This window comes from Bacillota bacterium LX-D (genome assembly GCA_031628995.1).
Lineage (GTDB): Bacteria > Bacillota > DUOV01 > DUOV01 > Zhaonellaceae > JAVLUO01.
The window spans coordinates 399,305-422,811 of record JAVLUO010000001.1; the positions used below are offsets into that span (position 1 = coordinate 399,305).

Consider the following 23,507-nt stretch of genomic DNA (forward strand, 5'->3'; position numbering starts at 1 on the left):
TACATTGACGACATCACCATGTTTCCCTTGAACTTATTTCCTCGATATATTACATTAATAAAAGAAGTCTATCAATTTAGAATGGGAGTGAATTTCTTGAAGAGAAGTTATTTAGGTATTGGTATTATCGTCATAATACTCTTCATCCTCTACTTAGGCTATAATAGCATGGTAAATCTGGAGGAGCAAACAAATAATGCTTGGAGTCAAGTTGAGAATCAGCTTCAAAGACGCGCAGACCTTATCCCTAATTTAGTTAATACAGTTAAAGGTTATGCAAGCCATGAACAAGCCGCAATTAAATCTGTTAGTGACGCAAGAGCAAAACTTGCCGGAAATCAAAGCATTGATAATAGAATAAAAAATGAGGAAGAACTAAGCTCAGCTTTATCCAGACTACTGATGATTGCTGAAAACTATCCAAATTTAAAAGCAGACGCTAATTTCCGCCAGCTTCAAGATGAATTAGCTGGAACTGAGAACAGAATAGCTGTAGCACGAAAAGATTATAATGATGTGGTTAAACAATATAATAGTAAAATAAGAAGATTTCCAAATAATCTTTTTGCCGGAATCTTTGGATTTGAAAAGAAACCTTATTTTGAAGCCCAGCCAAGTGCAAATAAAGTTCCTGACGTAAATTTCTAAAAATAAGCGAAGAACGTGATAATAATGAAAAAGTGTATAAAGCTGTTATCTATCATATTTGTTTTTTCCCTGTTTTTAGGGTCTCAGGCCTTTGCAGCTATCAATATTCCTAAGCCTTCACAAAATATTTATGTTAATGATTTTGCCAATCTCATTACCCCTGAAGACGAAGAAATCATTACCGAAACAGCCAGCACTTTAGATAATAATACATCAGCTCAAGTTGCCGTTGTAACGATAAATTCTTTAAACGGTATTCCCATATCGGATTATACTAATGAACTTTTTCGCAATTGGGGCATCGGAAATAAAAAGGAAAATACGGGAGTGCTAATTCTCATCAACAAAGAAAATCTGTTAAAAAATATTCCCGGGAAAGTAAGAATCGAAGTTGGTTATGGATTAGAAGGCATTCTTCCTGATGGTAAAGTTGGCAGAATTCTTGATGAAAAAATGATTCCTCTATTTAACGAAAAAGAATATTCTCAAGGAATATTAGCTGGCTTCCAAGCTGTAACAAATGTAATTCAGGAAGATAGCTCAGGGAACACCGATACCACCCATTTAGAATATCAATTTAAATGGTGGCATATCTTATTGATTATTCTAGGCATCATTTTTCTAATTCTCTTAGAAATGATGGGTTTCCCGGTTATTAGAATTATTTTTGTACTTCTTTCTATGGGCGGTCGACGTGGAGGAGGTTCAGGTGGAGGATTCGGCGGTGGATCTTCCGGTGGCGGTGGTGCAGAACGATAACTTTACCATTAACTTCTAAAATCATATCTAGAATGGAATAACAAGGGGACGGTGTTTGTTAACAACACTGTCCCTTTAAGTTATCTTTAAAAAGCCGAACATTCTTCTGCACATTTGTCACATATCTCGGATATGCCAAATGCTAAAATATATTATAACTTATCAAATCTTTATTTGTATACATACGATAACCTAATTTATTATAATGTGATGGCGTTAATAGTCCCCTATTATCATAATATCCCACTGTTCGAGTAGAAACAGATGATTAGTTCGCAAATTCAGTAATACTATAGAGTTTTTGATTTAAGTCATTCCCTCCCCTCTAATTAGAATTATAAAGGTTGACGCTGTGTTAATCTCAATTTATATGTAGTACCATATTCCCTCATTATATTTTAAAATTCTTCAAATATATTAAAATGGATTCTACTATTCTATCATACTTTTTATTTTTGGTATGATTTTAAAACTTTAATAAATTCATTTAAATAATCAGCTAAATATTTATTTTTGTGATATATGATACTAAAATTTCTGTTAAATTCAACATTGTTAATTTTTATTATCTGTAACTTGTGGGAAGCCACTTCATCTTTAATAAGTCTTTCTGAAATAACGGAAAGACCATGTCCTGCTATTACTGCTTGTTTTATTGCTTCTGAATTATTGCATATCCACTTTTCTTGTATGGTAAATCCAGCATTTCTCATATGATTTTCAAAAAGCTCACGAGTTCCGCTTCCCTTTTCTCTTAAAATAAATGGTTGATTATTAAGTTCGGACAATTTTACAGTATTTTTATTTGCAAAATAACTATTTTTGCCGCTTATAAGTACAAGCCTATCTTTAATAACAGGTAAGCATACTATATCTTTACTTTTTACTTCCCCTTCAACAAGACCAATATCTAATTGATTAGTTAAAATTTTTGATTCTATGACGCTGGTATTATTAATGAAAACTTGAGTTTGTATAGTTGGGCATTTAGAGCTGAACTGATTTATTATATCACTCATTACACAGGTTCCAACTGTGACAGTTGCACCTATTTTTAATAAAACAACAGATGATTTTTTAATGGTTTCTTCCATTTCATCAAAAAGAGATACAATATGCCTTGCATAACTTAAAAATTGTTCTCCAGCTTCTGTTATATAAAGTTTTTTTGAAAGCCGTTCAAAAAGTTTAATGTTATAAAAATTTTCAATTTCTGAAATGGCTTGGCTTACAGATGGTTGTGAAATATAAAGATTTTTAGAAGCTAAGCTCATTTTACCACAATCTGCTACTTCAATAAAAATTTTGAGATGTCGAATTGTCATATTAACATTCATTCCTTTTGCTGTGCTCAAGGCACAAAATTTAATGAAGGTGTGAAATTTTCTTTCAGGTTAATCACGCTAATTTATAGGTTTATACTTATGATAATAATAATATTTTAGTATTTTACAATAGTTTTTTCATGCAATAAAATTAAGGCATAAATGATGTCGGGAGGACAAAATATGAACAAGATTAATGATGAAGAAATAAAAAGAGTAAAGTCTATGGGATTTTTAGCAAATAATAACGGAAAACATTTTTCAGCTAGAATTATTACTGAAAATGGTGTCCTTAATGCAAGACAACTTAAAAATGTTAGTGAAGCTGCAGAAAAGTTTGGAAATGGTAAAATTTCATTTACTGCAAGACTTACTTTGGAATTGCCTGGAATAAAGTATGAAGATATTGAAGAAGTAAGAAATTACATATCTCAAGAAGGGATGGTAACTGGGGGAACAGGTGCAAAAATCAGACCTATAGTTTCCTGCAAAGGTACAGTATGTACATATGGGCTTTTTGATACACAAGCTATGGCCAAAGAAATACATAAAAGATTTTTTGAAGGATATTATGATGTAAGTTTGCCACATAAATTTAAAATTGCAGTAGGTGGATGTCCTAATAATTGTGTTAAGCCTGATTTAAATGATTTTGGTATTGTAGGGCAAAAAATACCTAATTATAATTTGGAAAAATGCAAGAAATGTAAAAAATGTAACGTAGAGAGTTCATGCCCTATGAAAGCAGCAAAACTTATTGACGAAGTTTTAAATATTGATAAAAAACTTTGTAATAATTGTGGACTATGTATAGATAAATGCTATTTTAAGGCAATAGAGGATGGCACACAAGGTTATAAAATATATATTGGCGGAAGATGGGGAAAGTCAACCCGCCATGGTTCATTTTTTGATAAAATATTTACAAAAGATGAAACAATGAATATTCTTGAAAAAACAATTCTGTTTTTCAGGGATAAGGCCTTTAAAGGAGAACGTTTAGGTAATACAATTGACAGACTTGGATTTGAGTATGCTGAGACGAAAATTTTAAATGATAAAATTCTTAAAAGAAAGAACGAGATATTAAGTGCTCCTTTAAACATTCAAGGAGAAAAAGTATAATATCCAAAAAATATATATCTGTTTTCTTATGCATAATAATTAGCGACAGTATTTAATTGCCTGGCCTAAAGCGCTTTTGGGCAATACTCGTGGGGTTTGAGTTTTAAGCCATGCCAAAAAGGCATCCAGCACAGGGCGGCTGCGCACCAAGCGAGTTTTATAGCAGGATTAAAACTTTTGGGGGTGTTTACTAGCAAACCGCAGCCCTGGCCATTAGGCCCTAATTTGTCTATTTCTACAGGCAGCCACTGTGTCGGGACTACTTTGGTAGTATCTACGGATTTAAACTTCCGAAGCCAATACCGTAATTGAGGAAGTTTTATATCGTGCTCTGCACACCATATTTGGTGTTTTGGGAAGATTATCGCATTACCGAGGGAAATTAACTAGGTGGGTAGTATTTGACGCTTACACAATACAAATAAAATATAAAATGTTCAAATGTCCTGTGAATGCTTACAGAATTACCTGTTAGTATTCACAGGACATTTGAAATCTACATATAATACAAATTATTTCACTCAATTACCACTGCCGTACCTGAAGCCGTTACCATTAGCATATTACCACCTTGACCTAATACCTCATAGTCAATATCTACTCCAACGATTGCATTAGCACCAAGAGCACCTGCTCTCTTCTCCATCTCTTTTAATGCTGCTTCTCTTGCCTCAATCAATTCCCCCTCATATGACCCAGAACGGCCTCCAAAAAAGTTTGAGAGCCCAGCAGCGAAATCCTTAATAAAGTTTACTCCAGAAATTACTTCTCCAAATACTATTCCCTTGTACTCAGTAACCTTTCTACCTTCCACATTAGGTGTTGTTGTTACAATCATTCCAATCCCTCCAACCTGCTATATTCTAATATTATTTATATTTTAAACCAGTAACTAGTTATCCATATTTCTCTACATTTATATTTTCCTTATCTCCATATCTCTCATACTCCCCAAATTTCCCCTATATTCAATTCTGCCTGATTTAATAAGTTCTAATATCCTCCAAAATATAAAAAAATCCGAAATATAATTTTCATCTCTTCCCATAACCTGCCCCACAGTTCTTGCACATTTAGAAAAGTAGTGATTTGTATGCTCTAGAATTATCTCATCAAAATAAGGTTCAGGAACACTCACAACGCTTTTATCTTTGACAACACGCAAGTTAGAGTTTTCCTGTTAAAGTTTTCTCCATAAGTCCATGATATTACCGCATATTTACCCTGTAACAATATTTCACTTAATTCATTTTCATCATTTATTTGCCTATCTTTCCTTCTCATATGATACTTTTCCAAAATAATTAACTCCTAACATTTTCCTGATTTAGTTTTGTCTTGCAATTGTGAAACAACTTTTTATAAATTACACCATACTGTTAAATCATAAAAAATCTGCTCAAAATCACCCCAAAATGCAGCCTACTCCTATGGTTCGTTCTAAGAACATAAAAAACCGTGAAAGGCTATAGGATTGCTCCTTTAAACACTCCACGGGTATCACCAAACTTTATTATCATTGGACACCAGAACCTAAATTTTGTGAATAATTCAGAATAATAAGTTATAACAAATCCTTCTTTACATATGCAGGGAATTATGCACTCAAATCTTTGGTAGATTTTAAATACACAAGTTTGCATATCTGCCTTACACTATAGAATTTACTTCATTTACAGTACATGTTGTCAAGATAACATAGTCCTGTATTAGTCTTAAAATATTTTTGTTTAATGGTCTCTATCTGTTCTTTTTTCATAGCATCTTCAAAAATATTTACAAGAAAATCTGCTTCTACAAGTATTTGAAAATCTATATCGTCTATTTTATTATAAGTATGATGGTTGCCTATTAAATAACAAACCCTGTCTAAAAAGTCTTTGCTTAAACTAAATTCTTGCAAAATATCACATGCTATAGGTGGCCCTTCTATCTCCTGATACTTTCCGGCAGATGATGAGTATTTCCTTTCACTTTCCTTAATCCCGATATCATGTAAAATTGCAGCCGCTTCAAGGATTTTAAGTTTTTCTTCCGGGATATTCTCAAGTTCTCCTATGCTTTTTGCAAATCCATACACCTTTAGTGCATGATTAATTCGCTTAGCATCACCATCAAAGTATTCTATCATTTTTTTCATAGTAGCACTTACAATATTTATCATATCATCTCTCTCCCCACTAATTACTTAGTTTTGCATATTATTAACGGTCCTTAAAAGCTTTGCTTTCCAAAATATCAAAATCACTATAGCGATAATCACCTGTATGATAGTTCTAAGATTACATAATATTGCTTGGCAAGTCCAGTATTTCACCGAAAAAATTTGTACAGAAATGAACTAAAACCCCCGATAAAATACTTCTACTACTATTGTTATTATAAATCCAGTTCAATGGTCAAGTGCGAAACCTCTCCATCCGAATTCTTCACCGAGAGGTCCCTGTAGAATAAGCATATAAAGAAATATTGGTACAATCAGCCAAGGCTGCTGAATCATTATGGGAAGCAAAAGTGAATTGAATTTCGCTCCTGTAAAGGCATTCATAAATAAAAAAGACAGTGTCAGTATACCCGGCATTAATAGAAAGATATAAAGATACCAGACCTTATTAAACCTATACTGTAGCGCTCTTTTTAAAAGATTTTTCACTCCCTCTTTTCCATATTTTAAATAGGTAAGGAAGAGTGCAGTAATAGAAGGTGCAAAAGTACCCATCTTTACAAGCAAATCATTGGATACAGAAGTCATTAGCAATTCTTTTGACTCCAAAACAGCAGGGAAGAATATTAGCCATGAGATCCCAATAGTTAGCAAGCAATAAATAATTAGATAACATAATGCATAGCCGCGCCTGCAAAAACACCTAATAGCAGAAAGAAGAAAAATCCTTCAATTTGCATGTTTTCTCTACCGTAAAATCCTAGAAGAAAAGCATATAGCATCCTATAAGAATTTGTGAGACTCTTCGTCCCCATTGTTTATGTTCCTTTGGCAGTGTCTTGGTTAAAAAGATACCAACTGCCACAGAAAATCCTATATAACTGAAATTAAATAAATAAAAAATATACCCTTCTCAAATAGATAATCTTCTTCTTTCATTCCATTAATGTAATTATTAATTTCCTCTCTCAATTGCCCATTGATTGGAAACAACTTTGTCTTGTTCGTTTTTTCTTTCCTTATTGCAATATGAGTTTTATTTTTTACATCCGATACTTTTAGAGAAATAATATCCCCAATGCGCATTCCTGTGTTGAATGCCATAATACAAACCATATAATACTTATAATTCTTTCTCATCATTTCTCTTTTAAGTTCAATAATCTTACCCATATCTTTTATCGGCTGAACTAATTCTATAGTAAACACTTCTTCCAGAAAATTTTGCTAATCCCATTATATTACTCTTACCGTAATCTGGCAGCACAATATGTTACACTTATAAGATGTAAAAATTGATATTTCAAAAGAAGTCCTTATTTATCAAGGCTTGAAGCCATTTTATCACTGTATATAAATAAAAAACTCATGTCAAAACCCAACACCCCTCAACCCCTTGTCCCATCTATCCTTTACCCTATTTTCCTATTTTCTTCCATATAAAAAAGTCATGTCAAAGATCACCCATTTTCATTGTTGCTATCTCCTATTTTCTTCCTATTTTCAGCCTCATTTTAGATAAAAAAGTCGTGTCAAAAGTAAGGATTAAATAGGGATAAGTTGCAAGGGAAAAGGGGAAATTTTAATCAATATCTTTCATCAATACACCCTTCAAATCCAATAAAATCAATACTTTTACCCTTATTCCTTTCTCTTTGAGCCTAAAAAAGCCCTGCAGCAATTCAGGATTTCTCCTGCATTTACAGCATGGCTTTTAACATGACTTTTTTATTTTTAACACGAGTTTTTTATTCGTGACACGAGTTTTTTAGGGTTATACAGTTACTTCCTTGCCTTTCCTGTCAAGTGCTCAATATTGATTTTAATAACTTTTGTCCTGACACTGTCTTTCTGTATATATTCTATTCCTTTTTCCATGAACTCTCCAGAGTATTTTTGAATGAGTGCAACCAATGCAGCCTCTTTTTCCTTATCATATACTTCAACTGCACGTCCAAACACAATTACACTTTCATACCTATAGCTGAATTTGTCTGGAGTGGGCTCAGTATTGCCAACAACACAAAAAGAAACCCTATTATTATTTGCAATATTATCCAATTTGCTTCCTTCGACAGCACAATGATAATAAATATTTCCTTCATAGTATATATAGTTTAGTGGCACCCCATAGGCATATCCATTTTCACCTACTGTAGATAATATTCCGTATTGTCCTTTTTTTAACAGTTCAATAGCCTGTTCCTTATCAATACTTCTATCTTTTCTTCTCATTTCTTTAAACATATCCTGTCTCCCTTGTATAAAATCTCTTCCATGAATCACACCTCAAAAAATCAATCCGGTACCCGTAAAATGTTTCCATCCTCCATATCAAGTCCCACGTTTTCACTCTTTGATTTTACCGGTAGCGGCATGGAAGCCTAAGGTCGAATTAATAAATTAATCCCCTTGAAAATAGCCACCCATACGATAAATGGTAAGTTCATCGTTTGATGAACATGAACTTTGTAATCATAAATATCTAAAAGACTTTTAAACAGCGAAGAAGTTTTATGTGCTGTCAGCACGACTTCTTTTCCATTACTTATAGTTATCGTTTTAAATGCAAAAGTAGATTTTACATCATAGATATTCTGTTCATAAATCATTTGAAGCTCTTTAAAAAAAGACTTTTTTTCATGGAGTGATATATCTTTAATTCGTACGATCTCTTTCCCGTCTGGTTGAAACACAATAAAGGCGTTATGTATTAAATTTTCTTTTGTGGATATTGCTTTGTATTCTTCTTTTCCAGAAAAAAATGAATACTTTCCAATTGGAAAACTCCATTTAGGATAAAGCAATACTTCTTCATCTGTCTGTGTTTCTCGTATACGAGTTTTAGTCAAATCCATAAATGAATCTTTAAAAATAAACGAATAAGCCATATCTTTCCTCCTATCTCTTTTAATTCTGATTCTTTATCCATAGTTAGTTGAGTCTTCAAAGAGCATATGTGATACTTTTTTCAAGCATTTCCCTTCAACCTCAATTTAGATTAAAAAGTATCTTAAGAGTAGAGAAAAATAAAAGTAAAAAAGAAAATAACGCATTCATTTTCATTAACTCAACCGAACATTATGCTCGTTTAAGTCGGACAAACTGGAATTTTATAAAAGTTATTTTATCGCTTTTAAATGCTGAATGTATATTCCTATATGTCCTATAGCCTTACTAAATGAAGTAATCTTTGTATATTTATAGAAGCTATCATTAACGATTGCAATTAAAATAATAACCAAGACAAATTTAAAAAATTTTTTTACTAGAACCCTCCTATTTTAGAACTCACTCAGAAGTGTATAAATAAGTCCTTCAAGGTTAAATATTAACTGTTTAATCAAGCAAAACCGAAATTAGCCCTGCGTCTAAAAACTTCACTCACTGGCTTTTTCCTCCAGACAAAAGAAAAAACCACCTTTCTAGAATATACTATCGACTAGAATATACTATCGATTAGTATACCTGTATATTTAAAATAATCTCCACTCCAGCCCCCACACCCTCAAACCCTTATCCCTTCTCGCCTTGAACCTATTTCCCTATTTCTTTCCAGATAATAAAGTCCGCTCTAAAATTCCTTAATTTCATCCCATTTATTAACACTTTTACCTTAATTCTTGTAACAATTTTTAAAATAAAGTTGGTTCCAAATAGGGATATGTTGAAAGGAAAAAGGGATAAGGTTGCATTTTCTCATGTGCTTTTTCTAATGCTTTTTATCAATCCTGGTAGCAATATTTCTCTCAATACTATAATCAATACTTTCCTCAATCCCTTTAAAATCAATGCCTTTAGCCTTATTCCCTACCCCTTAACCCTAACAATCTTAACCCTTACACCTTAGCCCTTTCCCTTGTAAAAAAAGCAAACCCCGCAGCAAATCAGGAGTTATCCTGCATCTGCTGTGGGGATTCGGAACGAACTTTATTTTTACAGAGCGAAGTTTATTATCATGGAGTGGAGTTTATTTTGTATATACAAAAGTGGAAAGTTTAATCAATATCTTTTATCAATACTCCCTTCAAATCTAATAAAATCAATACTTTTAGCCTTATTACTTACTCCTTGAACCTAAAAAAGCCATGCAGCAATTCAGGATTTCCCCTGCATTTACAGCATGACTTTTAACATGACTTTATTATTTTTAACACAACTTTTTTATTCGTGACACGAGTTTTTTAGGGTTATACACTAATTCCTTTAAACCCTGCACCACTACTGGCTTTCCACCCCTTCATTATTCACCCTTTTTCCTCACTTCCTTAATCCTAAATCCTTATTCCTTGTAACTAAAAAAAGAGCAGTTTCATCGGTTTTTTACTCCGACTTTCCTGCTCCTTTGAAGAAGTTTATTTTTCGTTGAAGAAGTTTTTTTGACGAAGACAACAAAAAGTCAGCATTCATATCCCCTTACTCTACCGTTACAGATTTCGCCAAATTCCTCGGCTTATCAACATCATTCCCCCTAGCTATTGAAGCATAGTAAGCTAAAAGTTGTAAAGGAATGACCGTTAGTACTGGAGCTAAAACTGGCAATATCTGAGGTAAGTAGATAACTTCATCTACTACCTGTTCGATATCATGATGATTTTTAAAGGTAACAGCTGTAACGCAAGCTCCCCTCGCTTTGACTTCTTTTATGTTGCTTACCATTTTATCGTATAATTTTTCCTGAGTTAACAGGGAAATAACAGGGATGCCTTCTTCGATTAATGCCAGGGTGCCGTGTTTTAATTCCCCGGCGGCATAAGCTTCAGCGTGAATATAGGATATTTCTTTTAATTTCAAAGAGCCCTCCAAAGCAACTGCATAGTCTAAACCTCTGCCAATAAAGAACGCATCGTTCCGTTGAGCAATTTGTTTCGCCCAAGACTCTATTTTCTCGGCTTGCTGCAGCATTGTTTCAGCTAAATGGGGCAAATCCTTAATTGCCATTGCTAGTTCTGCTGACTCTTTAGTATCAATGCTCTCTTTATTTTGTGCCAAATAAAGAGCTAAAAGATAGATAGCTATCAGCTGTGTAATATATGCCTTAGTAGAAGCTACGGCAATTTCCGGCCCAGCCCAGGTATAGATTACTTCATCTGCTTCCCTGGAAACTGAACTTCCTACTACATTGGTGATAGCAAGGACTTTAGCTTTTCTAGCTTTGGCTTCCCGGAGGGCGGCTAGGGTGTCTGCTGTCTCGCCCGATTGGCTAATAACTAAAACCAATGTTTTTTCATTGATCAATGGGTCCCGATAACGAAATTCCGAAGCTACATCTACTTCTACGGGGATGCGCAGCATTTTTTCTATGACATATTTGCCTACTAAACCAGCGTGATAGGCAGTTCCGCAGGCTACAACGGCAATCTTTTCAAACTTTTTAATTTCAGCAGTTGATAGGCTTAGCCCTAAATCTACCTGGCCTTTTTCATCAATTCTTCCAGTAATTGTTTCTTTAATAGCTTGAGGCTGTTCATTTATTTCTTTTAACATAAAATGAGCATAACCGCCACGCTCAGCAGCTTGAATATCCCATTTGACATGAAATATCTCTTTATTAATTTGCTCATTTTGCGTATTACAGACTGCTACGCCTTTCGCTGTTAATACAGCCATTTCCCCATCTTCTAAAATGTATGTTTCTCTTGTGTAATTAAGTATAGCGGGAATATCTGAAGCTATAAAATATTCTTTTTCTCCCAAACCTACTACTAGTGGACTATCTTTTCGAGCTGCTACTAGTTTATTTGGTTCTTTGGCAGTCATGGCAACTAAAGCATAAGAACCTTCTAACAAGGGAATAATATTTTGTACAGCAGCCACTAAATCTCCTTGATAATAATGCTCAATTAAATGGGGCAATACTTCTGTATCCGTTTCAGAACTAAAAGTATGTCCTTGGTCTAAGAGCCATTCTTTTAACTTTTGATAGTTTTCAATAATCCCATTATGGACTACAACAAAGTCTTCACTACAACCTGTATGGGGATGGGCATTAAGATCTGATGGTCTCCCATGAGTTGCCCAACGAGTATGTCCAATGCCAATGGTTCCCGTAGGCATCTTATCTGCTAGAAAATCTTCTAATACTTTTAGTCTACCTACAGATTTAGCAAGTTCCAAAGCATCTTCCTTTAAGACTGCAATCCCGGCGGAATCATAGCCTCGGTACTCTAATTTGCTTAATCCTTCTAACAAGATAGGGGCAGCTTCTTTACTGCCTAAATAACCAACAATACCACACATTTTGCACTCACTCCTTACGTCAAATAAACGTAAGAAAGGAACAAATCTTGCCCGGCAGTTTTTAAGCTAAAGATTACTCTTTAGTTTTGTTCTACCTTTATCGGCCGCATCAGCCGGAAGGATACCCGCCGAAAAATTCGATAATCCTTCTCCTCGTCAACCACAAAAGCTGTGGTCCTGGCGCTTTTTACTTCTTTTTGTTCCCTCTCACGCCAATATAATAAACTTTATCTACCCTCCTCCAAAATTTTTTTACAATATAGGATATATAATAACACTTTATATAGACGAATTGAATAGTATTTTGTTCCTTTTAGCTGATGAATTATGGAGTTAAGAAGCTAATGGTTTAACCCACTAGCTTCGTATAATTTTAGCCAAGTCTTCGCTGATCTGTTCTATTTCCTGTAAAACCGGTCCTTCAACCATAATCCGAATCAGTGCTTCTGTTCCTGAAGGACGAACTAAAATACGTCCTTCTTGGCCTAAAGCTGCTTCTGCTCGCTTAATAGCTTCCAAAAATGCTGAATTTTCCATAGCAGCCTTCTTATCATTTACACGAACGTTTACTAATCTTTGGGGAAAATGTTCCATTTGGGCAGCTAGCTGGCTTAAAGTTTTACGGCTATTGACTACTGTCTGCAGCAGCTGCAGTGCCGTCATTAATCCATCTCCTGTTGTATTGTGGTCTAAAAAAATAATGTGGCCTGACTGCTCTCCCCCTAAATAAGCGCCGCTTTTGAGCATCTCTTCTAAGACATACCTATCTCCAACTTGGGTTTGCAAAACTTTAATTCCCGATTTTTTGAAGGCTTGATGAAGGCCTAAATTACTCATAACTGTTACAACTACAGTGTCGTTTTTTAATTTCCCTTTAGCCTTCAGATCTAAAGCGCAGGCTACCATAATTTGATCTCCGTCAACTAAATTACCTTTTTCGTCAACAGCTAAAACCCGATCTGCATCTCCATCATGAGCAATACCTAAGTCTGCTTGATAATGTAAAACTGCCTGTTTCAAACTTTCAGGATGAGTTGAACCACAATTTAAATTGATATTTGTACCGTCAGGGGTATTATGTAAACAAATAACTTTTGCGCCTAGGCTTCTTAACACCCGGGGAGTAACCTGGTAAGCGGCTCCATTGGCACAATCTACGACGATTTTTAACCCTTCCAGACAGCCTTCAAAGCTGCTGCCAGCATAATCTCCATATAAATCTACAGCGTCTTCAACTCTGTAGACTTTGCCGATTTTAACCCCTGTAGGCCTTGATAAATTATCCTCTTCAGCTAAAACAAGCTCCTCTATTTGCGCTTCTACTTCGTCTGGTAGTTTATAGCCTTGGCTGCTAAAAAATTTTATGCCATTATCCTCCACCGGATTATGGGAAGCAGAAATCACCGCTCCTGCTGTAGCACCAAGTTTTCTCGTTAAATAGGCGATGCCAGGGGTAGGCAAAATACCCAGCCGTTCAACATTAACTCCAACTGAGCAAATGCCGGAAATTAAAGCTGCTTCCAGCATATCTCCAGAAATACGCGTATCCTTGCCAATGGCAATTTTAGCATCCTTAGTATCCTGTACTAAAACAGATGCTGCTGCTCTTCCCAGCTTAAAAGCCAGCTCAGGGGTTAAGTTTTGATTAGCAACCCCCCGAACCCCGTCTGTTCCAAATAATACTCCCATCTATAGAAAGCTCCTTTCTAGTCATTTATCTGCGAAAAAATTCAATTGATGCTGTTTTTGAGGTAATCCATAATTCGTAATAATTGCTTCAGCCGCCCTTAAACCATCAACAGCTGCACTGACAATACCACCGGCATAACCTGCTCCTTCACCTACTGGATATATTCCTATGTGGTCATGAGCAGTACAATCTTTAGATCTAACAATACGCACAGGACTAGAGGTCCTAGTTTCCACACCTGTCAGTACCGCATCTTCCTGGGCAAAACCTTTTATTTTTTGATTAAAATCAACTAAAGCTTCCTGCAGCACCTCTCCAACTTCCTTAGGCAGGGATTCTCTTAAATTGGCTGGATTTAACCCGGGCCGATAAGTAGGCTTTACCTTCCCTTCTAGGCTGCTGCTAGGCCGATCCTGTAAAAAATCCTCTACAGTTTGACCAGGGGCATGATAATTGCTTCCACCCAACTGGAAAGCTTTCCGCTCCCACTGTCGCTGGAAAGCGATACCTCCTAAAGGCCCTGGGCTGGGAAAGTCATCGGGACTAATGGTTACGACTAAAGCACTATTTGCCAGTCCTGAATCCCTTGCATATTCACTCATTCCATTAGTCACTACTGTATTTTTCTCTGAAGAACAAGCCACTACATACCCTCCCGGACACATACAAAAACTATAAGCGCCTCTTTGATACTGCTTACTTTGGTAAGTTAACTTATAGTCTGCAGCGCCTAGGCTGGGATGTTCGGCAAAATCTCCATATTGGGCTTTGTTAATAAAGGATTGCTGATGTTCAATCCGTACTCCCATGGCAAAAGGCTTAGTCTCTAAGGTTACTTCTCTTTTAGCCAAAAGCTCGAACACATCTCTAGCACTATGGCCTGTAGCTAAAACTACCAGCTGAGCCGGCAGCTCATACTGCTGGTTAACTTCAATAGCTTCCAAACGGTTATGGTTTATGATTAAATCAGTTACTTTCGCTTGGAAAAAGATTTGTCCTCCTAAAGAAGTTATCTTAGCACCAAGATTAGCCACAATCTTTTCCAATTTATCCGTGCCTAAATGAGGCTTTTGTATATAGGTAATTTCCGGCGGAGCCCCTGCTTCTACTAAATACTCCAATACCTCTGCAACTTTCGGATCTTTGCTTCTCGTTGTAAGTTTCCCATCAGAATATGTTCCTGCACCGCCTTCGCCAAATTGCATATTGGAGTCTAAATCCAACTTTCCTGTAGTCCAAAATTCTGTAATGTCCTTGCGTCGCTCCGCCACTTTTTTTCCTCTTTCTAAAACTAAAGGCTTATAGCCTAGTAAAGCTAGCTTCAAAGCTGCAAATAAACCGGAAGGTCCTGCCCCGATTACAATAGGGGGAACGGCTAGCTGTTTATCTCCTCTGACTAATTTAGGCGGTAAAGCTTCTTCTACCTTACTTACACCTGGCAAATGCTTATGTAGTATTTTAGTTGCTACTTGGTCCGGTAGTTCTGCATCTATGGTATAAACAAATTTTAAATCCTGTTTTTTTCTGGCATCTAAAGATTTTTTTCTAATCTTTAAATCTCCAATCTGCTGTCCTTTTAAATTCAGCTTTTTAGCAGCAGCTTGCAACAAAGCTTCTTGTGGTACATCTAAACTAAGTTTTAAATTTTCTAATCTTATCTTCATATTATACCTGCCTCCACCAAATTGTGCACCAAGAACATATCGAGTAAGGTAAAGCCGAAGTAATTTGCTCTGGCTTTATCCTTCTCACAGAACCGTACGTACGGGCCTCGTATACGGCTCCTGATAAACCTCAGTCACTTCTCGTAGAAATGAGACAAAACGCCGACATTGTATGTTTCCAAATCAATTAACCCTATTTCCTTAAACCAACTGTTTGGTAAGGGCACTACCTCGTCTCTCCCTTACGTCCCCGCTTGTTTGAGCCTACCTATTCTCTAGGATAGTGCCGGGCTTCCCCGGTTAAGTTTGCTTACCTGAACTTGAACGCATCCGTCCTAACTAATCAGGTTATCCGGCTTTTGAGCTTTCCCACTTTTTGCAGGGTTACCCGCCTGACTAGCCAACCTCGGTTTGCTTGCGCTATGTTCCAAGTTCCCCCTTCGGCTTCCTTCAGACCCCACAGTTACCGGTGACGCCCTTGCTTGCGAGTTATCTTCCTGCCGGTTAGGCGATAGGGTTTCTTTCAGCCCATCGGCTCGGCAAATATGCCGGGCAAACTAAAAAGCAAGACGCTTTGCAATGCCTCTTGCTTTATTTTAGCTGTTTTTTTCAATTTTAATAATAACTTTTACTGTTTTTGGGTTTACAGTAAAACCTTTGGGAGTAACTATGTTGACCTCTTGAGTTATATCTGTTGTTGTAGAGTCTACATTAATTGGTTCTGTAGTTAAATAATCTGCTGTTTCATTTTCTGTATTCCTATTGGTTTCCGCCGATACTTCCACAACCTTCGGCTCAGTAACTATTTCTTTAATGCTATACCCTTCAGGTAAGTTCCCTTCGATAGTTGGCTGCACAATCAGCTTTTTAGGCAGTTGGACCGGTAAAACAGAAATATAAAGAGTAACACTCTCTGGTTTGATCCCCAGGGAATCTTGAATAAAGTTCCCCTTTTTGTCTTTAATTTGAATGGGAAGTAATTCCTCGATATTTTTTGAGCTGCTTCGCAAGTTAGTACTGACAAAAACCTGATCTATAGTATCTAAGATACTATTAGGGCCCTTAATCACTACCTTAGTTGGTTTGATCACCGGCTGTGACCGATAATATCCTGTTGCTACAGTTCCTCTTAATTCCGCTTTAACAGGGAGCTGGACTTGGGAAAACTGATCCATTTTCACACCTACCTGGAAAGGTGTCACTTCTTCTATTTTTAAACCTTTTGGAGCTACTATATTAACATTTTCCTGATTAGTACCCACCTTGGCGCCTTCTAAATCTACATAGGCTTTAAGATCTTTTCTGGAATTTAGGTCATTAAGTACATTTTTTCTACCGCTTAACCGCACCTTAACGCTTTCAGGTTTGTCAGACACTATGAGCTTTTGAGAGACATTTCTAACTTCTAGAGGAACTTGCATGACTCTCTCTTGAACTGGGTTTTGCTCCAAAGTCACGTAGAGCCAAAGTCCCACGGCCAGCAAAATTGAAATTATTCTAAATCCTAAATTTGAACTAAAAAACCTATGCATTTTTATTTACCCCTCCAATGCCAAAAACCCATGTAGTTATTTCCATGCCGGGGCATTAGCAAAGTTCCCAGCATTTCACGGAGGATTTTTTCATCTAGGTAGCGGGTAAGCTTTCCTTCCTCAGCTATGGAGATAGTGCCCGTTTCTTCTGAAACAATAATAGCTAAAGCATCTGAGACTTCAGTTATTCCCAAAGCAGCCCTGTGCCTTGTCCCCAGCTGCTTGCTTAAATAAGGACTATCTGTTAAAGGTAAAAAACAACCTGCAGAAATAATTCTATCTCCTCGAATTATCGCAGCTCCATCATGTAAAGGAGTTTTATCCACAAAAATATTGACTAGGAGTTCAGCCGAAACAACTGCATCTAATTTAATCCCTGTTTCGATGTAATCGTTTACTCCAGTCTCCCGTTCAACTACAATTAAAGCTCCCACTGTATTTTTAGATAAACTGAGAATTCCTCGTACCAGCTCATTAATCAGCCGGGACATATCTTCTTCCCCTAAAAAAGTAATGGGTTTAGCAAAAAATTTTCCCCGACCCAGCTGCTCTAAAGCTCTGCGCAGTTCAGGCTGAAAAACAATTGGCAGGGCAACAATAATGGCTATTTTAATTTGTTCTAGAATCCATTCAATGGTTTTAAGACCTAACAGCTTGCTTAAGGAAGATGCAATCACCAAAACAGCCAAACCTTTTAATAGTTGCACAGCTCTAGTTCCCCTAATGAGGAGAATTATGCGATAGATAACAAAAGCAACTATAGCCATATCGATTAAGGACAATATTATTTGAAATGGGTTATTTAAGGATAGGACGGACAAAAAATCAAACATGGTCTCACTCCGCATAATTTTAAAATAAAAGTTGGTAAACTTGGCCTTTGGTAAGTTAGTGTCTTAGAGAAATAGTTGCTAATTCTTTCTTGGCTTAGTATATTAATATTATGTTATCATGAATTTTTTTATTAAGATAGTTGTATTTTGTTTTAAAATTAAAAAATAAAATGAGAAAAAATTACCGTATGAATCAAGCCTAAATAGTTTTAAAATAAAGCTAAATTAAGTTAAAAGGAGCTCAATTTATGGTTAAAAAATGGCACCTATTTTTATCTTTGGTTTGTCTAATCTCAGGTATTTTAATTGTGACACTTTTTAGAGTCCATGATACCATTAGTGCTGAAGCAGAAAATACCAATAACAATAAAGATAGTTTAATTCCTGTTATTAATCAATTGGAAAAAGAAAATCACTCTTTGGAACAAAATATTGATGATATTCGTCAAAAAATAGATGCTGCCCAAAAAGCTCAAATCAACGGTACTAACCGCCTAGGCGGTCTAGAAAAGGAAATGCAGACTTTAAAAATGCAAGCCGGTTTACTTGAAGTTGAAGGTCCTGGTATTACCTTAGTTTTAGATGATAATACTAAAGGAGCCGAAGTTGCTAAAAACTCTGATCTTACCTATGACCCTGAAAAGTTCATTATTCATGATAAAAATCTGCTTTACATTGTTTACGATTTAAGGAAAGCAGGGGCTGAAGCCATTAGCATAAATGAGCAAAAAATTGTTACAACTAGTAACATCCGCTGCGTAGGAACAGTTATTCACATTAATTCTACCAGAATGGCTCCTCCTTATGAAATAAAAGCTATTGGAAACCCTGATAAGCTTGAACAGGGAGTGCTAAGCAGTCAGGAGTATATCTATTTAACCAATAAGGGCTTTCCTTTAAAACTTACGAAACTTACTAAAGTTATCATACCTGCTTATAAAGGTAGTTATTCCCCTTCTTATGCTAAGCCTGTAAAAGAGGAGGATAGTAATAACAATGTCTAAACCACAAAAATGGCAAATTTCAGTTACTATAGTACTATTTGCATTAGGTATTTTTTTATCTATCCAGTTTAAAACACAGCAAAATTTGTTGGATTCTTTGTCCACTCAAAAGAGAGAAGATTTAGTAGCTATGTGGAAAAACCTTTATGAAAAAAAAGATAAACTGGAAAAAGAAATTCAAGTTTTAAACAGAGAATATAGCCAGCTAACGCAAAAGGCTAGTGAAGGAGAATCTAACCTGAGCAATATTGTAAGCGACATGGATAAATTGCGTATGGTTAACGGTCTTTTACCAGCCAAGGGTTCTGGAATAACCATTACGGTTAATGGTTCAACTCCTCTTTTAGCTACGGATTTAATTGAACTATTAAATGAGCTTTGGACAACAGGAGCGGAGGCCGTCTCCATCAATGGCTATAGAATACTAAATACAACAGCTATTGAGCAAATCGAAGATGCTTACACATATTACACAGCCATTAATGGTGAAAGGCTGACTTACCCCATCGTAGTTACAGCCCTTGGTGATCCTAGTACTTTGGAAAAAGGTCTAACCTTTACCGGAGGTATTATTGATAATTTAAATTCATTTTCCATCTACCCAGTTATTAAACAACACCAGAAATTAGTTATCCCCGAGTGTAAAGCTCCTAAAACTTTCCAGTACGCAAAAATTAAAGAATAGTTATTTAAAATAGGCAATTTGTTATTTAGATTCAATAACAATTGCCTATTTATATTGTCCATAAAGAAGGTTTCTTAATGAGCCATGGTTCTTTCATGGTAGCTTTTTTTAAATAAGGACAGTATTAACTTTACGGGCCAGAAGGAAAGTTTTCGTTTTAATTCACGTCTTTCTTCATGAACTCTGGCCAAGTTCCTTTCTAATTCTTGATTGGCATACTGAAGACTTTCTATCTGATTATCTTTCTCTTGCACAAGCTTTTTCAAGCGGATTATTTCCGACTCTGCTTCTTCCAAAATTCGATTGAGCTGACTTTTTAATTGGATTAATTTATTATCTAGTTGTTCATTTTTAACTTTCAACTTATTTCTTTCTTGCCGGATAACAGCTAGCTGCTGGATTTGCTGTTCTATTTCCTGGGTCAAATTTTCTTCCCTAACTTGCATTTTTTCCAGTTCACTTTTTAAGTGGGTGTTTTCTAAATGCCAATGCTCATTTTTCATGGCCAAATCACTTATTTTTTGTTGATATAGAGCCTGTTCTTCACGATGGTGATTTTGGATATAAATTAGTTCATCTTCCAAAGAATCCCTTTCTTGTTGAATAGCCTGGATTTCCGCCAAAGCGCTGGCTGCTTCCCTTTGGGCAGTTTCTATTTCCTCTTGGCTTAACTTTAATTGTTCAGATAAAGCATAATAACTTTCTTTCATTGAGCTATTACAGATCCATTTGTTTGAACTAGCTTCTTGAAAGAACGGGTAGGCCTGAAGAGCCTCTTCAAGATTTTCAGTATCCAGATGCATGGTCTGCAAAATCATCTGCAGATTTTCCAGAGTTAAACCTTCGGGATATATTTCTAAAACCTCAACAAGAGCTTTTTCCAGGGAAAGGCTTTCTTCACTTGCTTCTTGGCACAATGCATTCAGCTTTTGGATGCGCAGTCCTTCGCTATATACTTCAGCTTCCCTTTCTCCAGTTATACTCAGGCTAAATTCGGAAATTGGCTCCCCTTCTTCCCAGGACAGTTCCACAATTTGACCAGGTTCAATGTTATTTTGCACAAACCATTCTTTAAAGCCAACTAAAGAATGCTTATCAGCCAAGTACCATATACCAACATTCTGCTCTTGTATTTTAAAATTCAAATAACTTATGGGCTCTAAATGGTTAAAGTGTTTTTCCAGCCGCCTAGTCAAACTTATTTTGCCATGTTTTATATCTAGGGATGATAAAACACACTGCCTCTTGTTAGGTTTTATATCCTTGATTATTAACATGAGCTCTGCTTCTTGCAGCACACTGTTTTCCGCTTTTCTAAACAGGTCCAAAGGATCTTCAGCATTTAATTCATTTAATAAATTCTTATATAGCTGCTGGCTATAAATAAACTTCTTATTAATCAGCATCAGCTCGTTATCTCTAGCTACTGCTTCTTGTAATAGCTCCGTTGAATATGTATTATCCCCTATTTCCTGACAAACTGTTTCTAAAGGGAGAGGTCTATTCTCTGCTTGAATTCGAGCTAAAATATTTTTCAGATCAGCTTTGCCGGGCTTATGAATTACATGCCATTGGCTTAAGCCCCATTTACCACTTTTAAAACGGATAAACCTACCATCCCAAACCAGTTCTCTTTCAGCTGCAAGGCCAGGACAGTTATTTTCTTCCATGACTTGTCTAAGCTCCCCAAAACTTAGGGGCCTAGCCACAGTGCTTAACCATTGATATACAAAATCATTGGCACTTACTCCCCGGCTTTCTACAACCCATTTATCTTCTTGCTGAATAAAGCAAGGGTTATGCTCCAAGGAACGATATAAATTTTTACAAAGTTTTTCTTCACCATAACTAGGCAGGCGACTATTCAACTTGGATTTAAGTTCTTCTATACTCATAGAACCAGCTGCTAACAATTGTTTAAGATAATCGGTAATTGTATCTAAATTTTCATTTATTACAATTTCCTGCACTTTATCCACTTTTGTTTTTTTATTTTTAGTTTTACTTTTTATTTTGGTTTTTCTCACAAAACCACCCCATTCTCCGCTATCTTCCATTTTTTAATGTATAACAATGTTCTAAAACAAGTATTGGCTATTATGTAAAAAAATCCCTTTGGGAAAAAAATCTCCTTTTGTCAACTTCCTTAAAAAGATAGTCGGAATAGAGGGAAAAAGCAAAACTATCTATTGTCAAAAAGGGTATACCTTAGTGGTATACCCTTGAAAGTTACTATCTTAAAAGTTATTTATATTGTTTATTCAGCTAAAGCTAACTTTTTTTGTCTTAAGAGAGCATAATCCATACTATCTACTAAAGCCTGCCAGCTGGCCTCAATAATATTATGAGAAACTCCAATTGTACTCCAGGAACCTGATGTATCCCGAGATTCAATGAGAACACGAACTTTGGATTTGGTAGCATCTTTTTCGTCTAAAACCCGAACTTTATAGTCACTTAAATGCATTTCTTTGATTACGGGGTAGATCTCTTCCAATGCTTTACGCAAAGCGTTGTCTAAAGCATTAACAGGGCCATTTCCTTCCGCTGCCGTGTGGACAACTAAGTCCCCTACTTTAATCTTAATCATCGCCTCTGTTAACATTTCCTGATTGCCCCGCTGCTCTACAATGACTTTAAATGATTCCAAAGTAAAACCGGGTAAATGTTGATTCATACCTTTCTTAATGAATAACTCCAGGGAGGCTTCAGCACCTTCAAAATGATATCCTTGGTATTCTAAACTTTTGATTTCTTTAATTAGGGCTCTAGTCTGGTCCTTATCCCCCTGCAAATCTAAGCCCAATTCCTCAGCTTTATATAGTAAATTGCTGGCTCCAGCCTGTTCGGAAACTAGTACTCGGCGCTCGTTGCCAACTAGCTCTGGCTCCATATGCTCATAAGTGGCAGGATTTTTAACTACTGCGCTAACATGAATGCCTCCTTTGTGGGCAAAAGCACTTTGCCCTACAAAAGGCTGGTTGCCATGTTGGGCTATATTAGCGATTTCACTAACATATCTCGATACTTCCGTTAAGTGTTTTAATTGTTCTGGATTAAGGCATTCATAGCCCATTTTAATTTGGAGGTTGGGAATCACGGAACAAAGGTTGGCATTGCCGCATCTTTCCCCTAGTCCATTGATAGTACCCTGAACTTGACCTGCTCCTCCTTGTACAGCAGCTAGTGTGTTAGCTACGGCTAGGTCTCCGTCATTATGACAATGGATACCTATTCCTATTTTAACTGTACTTGCAACTTTTTGGACAATATGGCTGATTTCTTGAGGAAGTGATCCTCCATTAGTATCGCATAAAGTAATCCAGGAAGCACCAGCTTTTTCTGCAGTTAAAATTGTTTCCAGTGCGTAGGAAGGATTGGCTTTATATCCATCAAAAAAATGTTCTGCATCATAAATTACTTCCAAACCGTTGTTTGTTAAATAATTTACACTATCATAAATCATAGCCAAGTTTTCTTCCAAGGGAACTTGTAAAGCATCCCTTACATGCAAGTCCCAACTTTTTCCAAACACAGCTACAGCCTTAACTTTAGCTGCTAAAATCGCCTGCAGATTAGCATCATCTTCCGGCTTAATACCTGGCCTCCTTGTACTGCCAAAAGCAGTTACTTTGGCCTGGTTTAGATTTAATTCATGGACTCTTTCAAAGTAATCTAAATCTTTAGGGTTAGAACCGGGCCAACCACCTTCAATATAGTTGACCCCCAGCCGGTCTAACTGAGCAGTAATTTTTAATTTATCCTGTACAGAAAAGCTGATGCCCTCACCCTGGGAACCATCTCGTAGTGTTGTATCATACAGGAATATCTGCCGCAT

19 protein-coding genes and 3 pseudogenes are annotated in these 23,507 nt (G+C 36.2%); 5 read left to right on the forward strand and 17 right to left on the reverse strand.

Annotated features, from left to right (window positions below; all coding sequences use genetic code 11):
• Positions 1 to 81 precede the first annotated feature (81 nt).
• Positions 82 to 648 carry a LemA family protein gene (locus RDV78_02145; protein MDS1029304.1) on the forward strand — a complete coding sequence of 189 codons (567 nt, stop codon included), beginning with the start codon at positions 82 to 84 and terminating at the stop codon, positions 646 to 648.
• Positions 649 to 672: 24 nt separating this feature from the next.
• Entirely contained in the window at positions 673 to 1,407 is a 735-nt protein-coding gene (locus RDV78_02150; GenBank protein MDS1029305.1) for a TPM domain-containing protein, read from the forward strand.
• Positions 1,408 to 1,549: 142 nt separating this feature from the next.
• Here the strand turns inward: RDV78_02150 and RDV78_02155 are convergent.
• Together RDV78_02155 and RDV78_02160 are read right to left on the reverse strand one after the other, a co-directional pair.
• Positions 1,550 to 1,660 (reverse strand): annotated as a pseudogene (locus tag RDV78_02155) (MerR family transcriptional regulator).
• Between the two features lie 196 nt (positions 1,661 to 1,856).
• A complete protein-coding gene (locus tag RDV78_02160) occupies positions 1,857 to 2,744 on the reverse strand; it encodes a LysR family transcriptional regulator (GenBank protein ID MDS1029306.1) in 888 nt (295 codons plus the stop codon).
• A 171-nt stretch (positions 2,745 to 2,915) separates the two neighbouring features.
• Here RDV78_02160 and RDV78_02165 point away from each other — a divergent pair, with 171 nt between their 5' ends.
• Positions 2,916 to 3,857 (forward strand): 4Fe-4S binding protein, encoded by a 942-nt coding sequence (locus RDV78_02165; GenBank protein MDS1029307.1) that lies wholly within the window; start codon positions 2,916 to 2,918, stop codon positions 3,855 to 3,857.
• A 45-nt stretch (positions 3,858 to 3,902) separates the two neighbouring features.
• Here the strand turns inward: RDV78_02165 and RDV78_02170 are convergent.
• The 13 genes and pseudogenes from RDV78_02170 to cdaA form a co-directional block, all read right to left on the reverse strand.
• A pseudogene (locus RDV78_02170) lies at positions 3,903 to 4,010 on the reverse strand (transposase).
• A 364-nt stretch (positions 4,011 to 4,374) separates the two neighbouring features.
• The gene (locus RDV78_02175) at positions 4,375 to 4,695 is read right to left on the reverse strand and encodes a putative heavy metal-binding protein (protein ID MDS1029308.1); all 321 of its coding nucleotides are present in this window, start codon (positions 4,693 to 4,695) and stop codon (positions 4,375 to 4,377) included.
• Between the two features lie 78 nt (positions 4,696 to 4,773).
• Positions 4,774 to 5,025, reverse strand: a pseudogene (locus RDV78_02180) (DUF3658 domain-containing protein).
• 501 nt (positions 5,026 to 5,526) lie between these two features.
• Positions 5,527 to 6,021, reverse strand: a complete 495-nt coding sequence (locus RDV78_02185; protein MDS1029309.1) for an HD domain-containing protein — start codon at positions 6,019 to 6,021, stop codon at positions 5,527 to 5,529.
• Between the two features lie 228 nt (positions 6,022 to 6,249).
• Positions 6,250 to 6,615: a hypothetical protein gene (locus RDV78_02190; GenBank protein ID MDS1029310.1), complete on the reverse strand. Its 366-nt coding sequence runs from the start codon at positions 6,613 to 6,615 to the stop codon at positions 6,250 to 6,252.
• Positions 6,616 to 6,894: 279 nt separating this feature from the next.
• Positions 6,895 to 7,230: a tyrosine-type recombinase/integrase gene (locus tag RDV78_02195; protein MDS1029311.1), complete on the reverse strand. Its 336-nt coding sequence runs from the start codon at positions 7,228 to 7,230 to the stop codon at positions 6,895 to 6,897.
• A 573-nt stretch (positions 7,231 to 7,803) separates the two neighbouring features.
• Entirely contained in the window at positions 7,804 to 8,268 is a 465-nt protein-coding gene (locus RDV78_02200; protein MDS1029312.1) for a pyridoxamine 5'-phosphate oxidase family protein, read from the reverse strand.
• A gap of 137 nt (positions 8,269 to 8,405) precedes the next feature.
• On the reverse strand, positions 8,406 to 8,912 hold the full coding sequence (locus RDV78_02205) for a hypothetical protein (protein ID MDS1029313.1): 507 nt from the start codon (positions 8,910 to 8,912) through the stop codon (positions 8,406 to 8,408).
• A 1,525-nt stretch (positions 8,913 to 10,437) separates the two neighbouring features.
• Entirely contained in the window at positions 10,438 to 12,261 is a 1,824-nt protein-coding gene (gene glmS / locus RDV78_02210) for a glutamine--fructose-6-phosphate transaminase (isomerizing) (GenBank protein ID MDS1029314.1), read from the reverse strand.
• A gap of 357 nt (positions 12,262 to 12,618) precedes the next feature.
• Positions 12,619 to 13,950 carry a phosphoglucosamine mutase gene (gene glmM, locus RDV78_02215; GenBank protein MDS1029315.1) on the reverse strand — a complete coding sequence of 444 codons (1,332 nt, stop codon included), beginning with the start codon at positions 13,948 to 13,950 and terminating at the stop codon, positions 12,619 to 12,621.
• A 21-nt stretch (positions 13,951 to 13,971) separates the two neighbouring features.
• Positions 13,972 to 15,615, reverse strand: a complete 1,644-nt coding sequence (locus RDV78_02220) for a hypothetical protein (GenBank protein MDS1029316.1) — start codon at positions 15,613 to 15,615, stop codon at positions 13,972 to 13,974.
• A 596-nt stretch (positions 15,616 to 16,211) separates the two neighbouring features.
• Complete coding sequence (locus RDV78_02225; GenBank protein ID MDS1029317.1) at positions 16,212 to 17,147, reverse strand: CdaR family protein; 936 nt, start codon at positions 17,145 to 17,147, stop codon at positions 16,212 to 16,214.
• A 2-nt stretch (positions 17,148 to 17,149) separates the two neighbouring features.
• Entirely contained in the window at positions 17,150 to 17,980 is an 831-nt protein-coding gene (gene cdaA / locus RDV78_02230; GenBank protein ID MDS1029318.1) for a diadenylate cyclase CdaA, read from the reverse strand.
• A gap of 248 nt (positions 17,981 to 18,228) precedes the next feature.
• On the opposite strand from cdaA, the gene RDV78_02235 reads away from it, so the two are divergent.
• Positions 18,229 to 18,984, forward strand: a complete 756-nt coding sequence (locus tag RDV78_02235) for a DUF881 domain-containing protein (GenBank protein MDS1029319.1) — start codon at positions 18,229 to 18,231, stop codon at positions 18,982 to 18,984.
• Complete coding sequence (locus RDV78_02240; GenBank protein ID MDS1029320.1) at positions 18,977 to 19,669, forward strand: DUF881 domain-containing protein; 693 nt, start codon at positions 18,977 to 18,979, stop codon at positions 19,667 to 19,669. The genes RDV78_02235 and RDV78_02240 overlap by 8 nt, the downstream gene beginning before the upstream one ends.
• 74 nt (positions 19,670 to 19,743) lie before the next feature.
• Here the strand turns inward: RDV78_02240 and RDV78_02245 are convergent, their stop codons facing one another.
• Positions 19,744 to 21,696 (reverse strand): hypothetical protein, encoded by a 1,953-nt coding sequence (locus tag RDV78_02245; protein MDS1029321.1) that lies wholly within the window; start codon positions 21,694 to 21,696, stop codon positions 19,744 to 19,746.
• Positions 21,697 to 21,926: 230 nt separating this feature from the next.
• The gene (cimA, locus tag RDV78_02250; GenBank protein MDS1029322.1) at positions 21,927 to 23,507 is read right to left on the reverse strand and encodes a citramalate synthase; all 1,581 of its coding nucleotides are present in this window, start codon (positions 23,505 to 23,507) and stop codon (positions 21,927 to 21,929) included.

Bases quoted from the DNA above. Each gene is read 5' to 3' on its own strand.
- RDV78_02175 (MDS1029308.1), bottom strand. From the start codon at position 4,695: ATGATTGTAACAACAACACCTAATGTGGAAGGTAGAAAGGTTACTGAG.
- glmS (MDS1029314.1), bottom strand. From the start codon at position 12,261: ATGTGTGGTATTGTTGGTTATTTAGGCAGTAAAGAAGCTGCCCCTATC.
- cimA (MDS1029322.1), bottom strand. From the start codon at position 23,507: ATGCGGCAGATATTCCTGTATGATACAACACTACGAGATGGTTCCCAG.
- RDV78_02240 (MDS1029320.1), top strand. From the start codon at position 18,977: ATGTCTAAACCACAAAAATGGCAAATTTCAGTTACTATAGTACTATTT.
- RDV78_02160 (MDS1029306.1), bottom strand. From the start codon at position 2,744: ATGAATGTTAATATGACAATTCGACATCTCAAAATTTTTATTGAAGTA.
- RDV78_02165 (MDS1029307.1), top strand. From the start codon at position 2,916: ATGAACAAGATTAATGATGAAGAAATAAAAAGAGTAAAGTCTATGGGA.
- RDV78_02220 (MDS1029316.1), bottom strand. From the start codon at position 15,615: ATGAAGATAAGATTAGAAAATTTAAAACTTAGTTTAGATGTACCACAA.
- cdaA (MDS1029318.1), bottom strand. From the start codon at position 17,980: ATGTTTGATTTTTTGTCCGTCCTATCCTTAAATAACCCATTTCAAATA.
- RDV78_02225 (MDS1029317.1), bottom strand. From the start codon at position 17,147: ATGCATAGGTTTTTTAGTTCAAATTTAGGATTTAGAATAATTTCAATT.
- glmM (MDS1029315.1), bottom strand. From the start codon at position 13,950: ATGGGAGTATTATTTGGAACAGACGGGGTTCGGGGGGTTGCTAATCAA.
- RDV78_02205 (MDS1029313.1), bottom strand. From the start codon at position 8,912: ATGGCTTATTCGTTTATTTTTAAAGATTCATTTATGGATTTGACTAAA.
- RDV78_02185 (MDS1029309.1), bottom strand. From the start codon at position 6,021: ATGATAAATATTGTAAGTGCTACTATGAAAAAAATGATAGAATACTTT.
- RDV78_02235 (MDS1029319.1), top strand. From the start codon at position 18,229: ATGGTTAAAAAATGGCACCTATTTTTATCTTTGGTTTGTCTAATCTCA.
- RDV78_02145 (MDS1029304.1), top strand. From the start codon at position 82: ATGGGAGTGAATTTCTTGAAGAGAAGTTATTTAGGTATTGGTATTATC.
- RDV78_02200 (MDS1029312.1), bottom strand. From the start codon at position 8,268: ATGTTTAAAGAAATGAGAAGAAAAGATAGAAGTATTGATAAGGAACAG.
- RDV78_02150 (MDS1029305.1), top strand. From the start codon at position 673: ATGAAAAAGTGTATAAAGCTGTTATCTATCATATTTGTTTTTTCCCTG.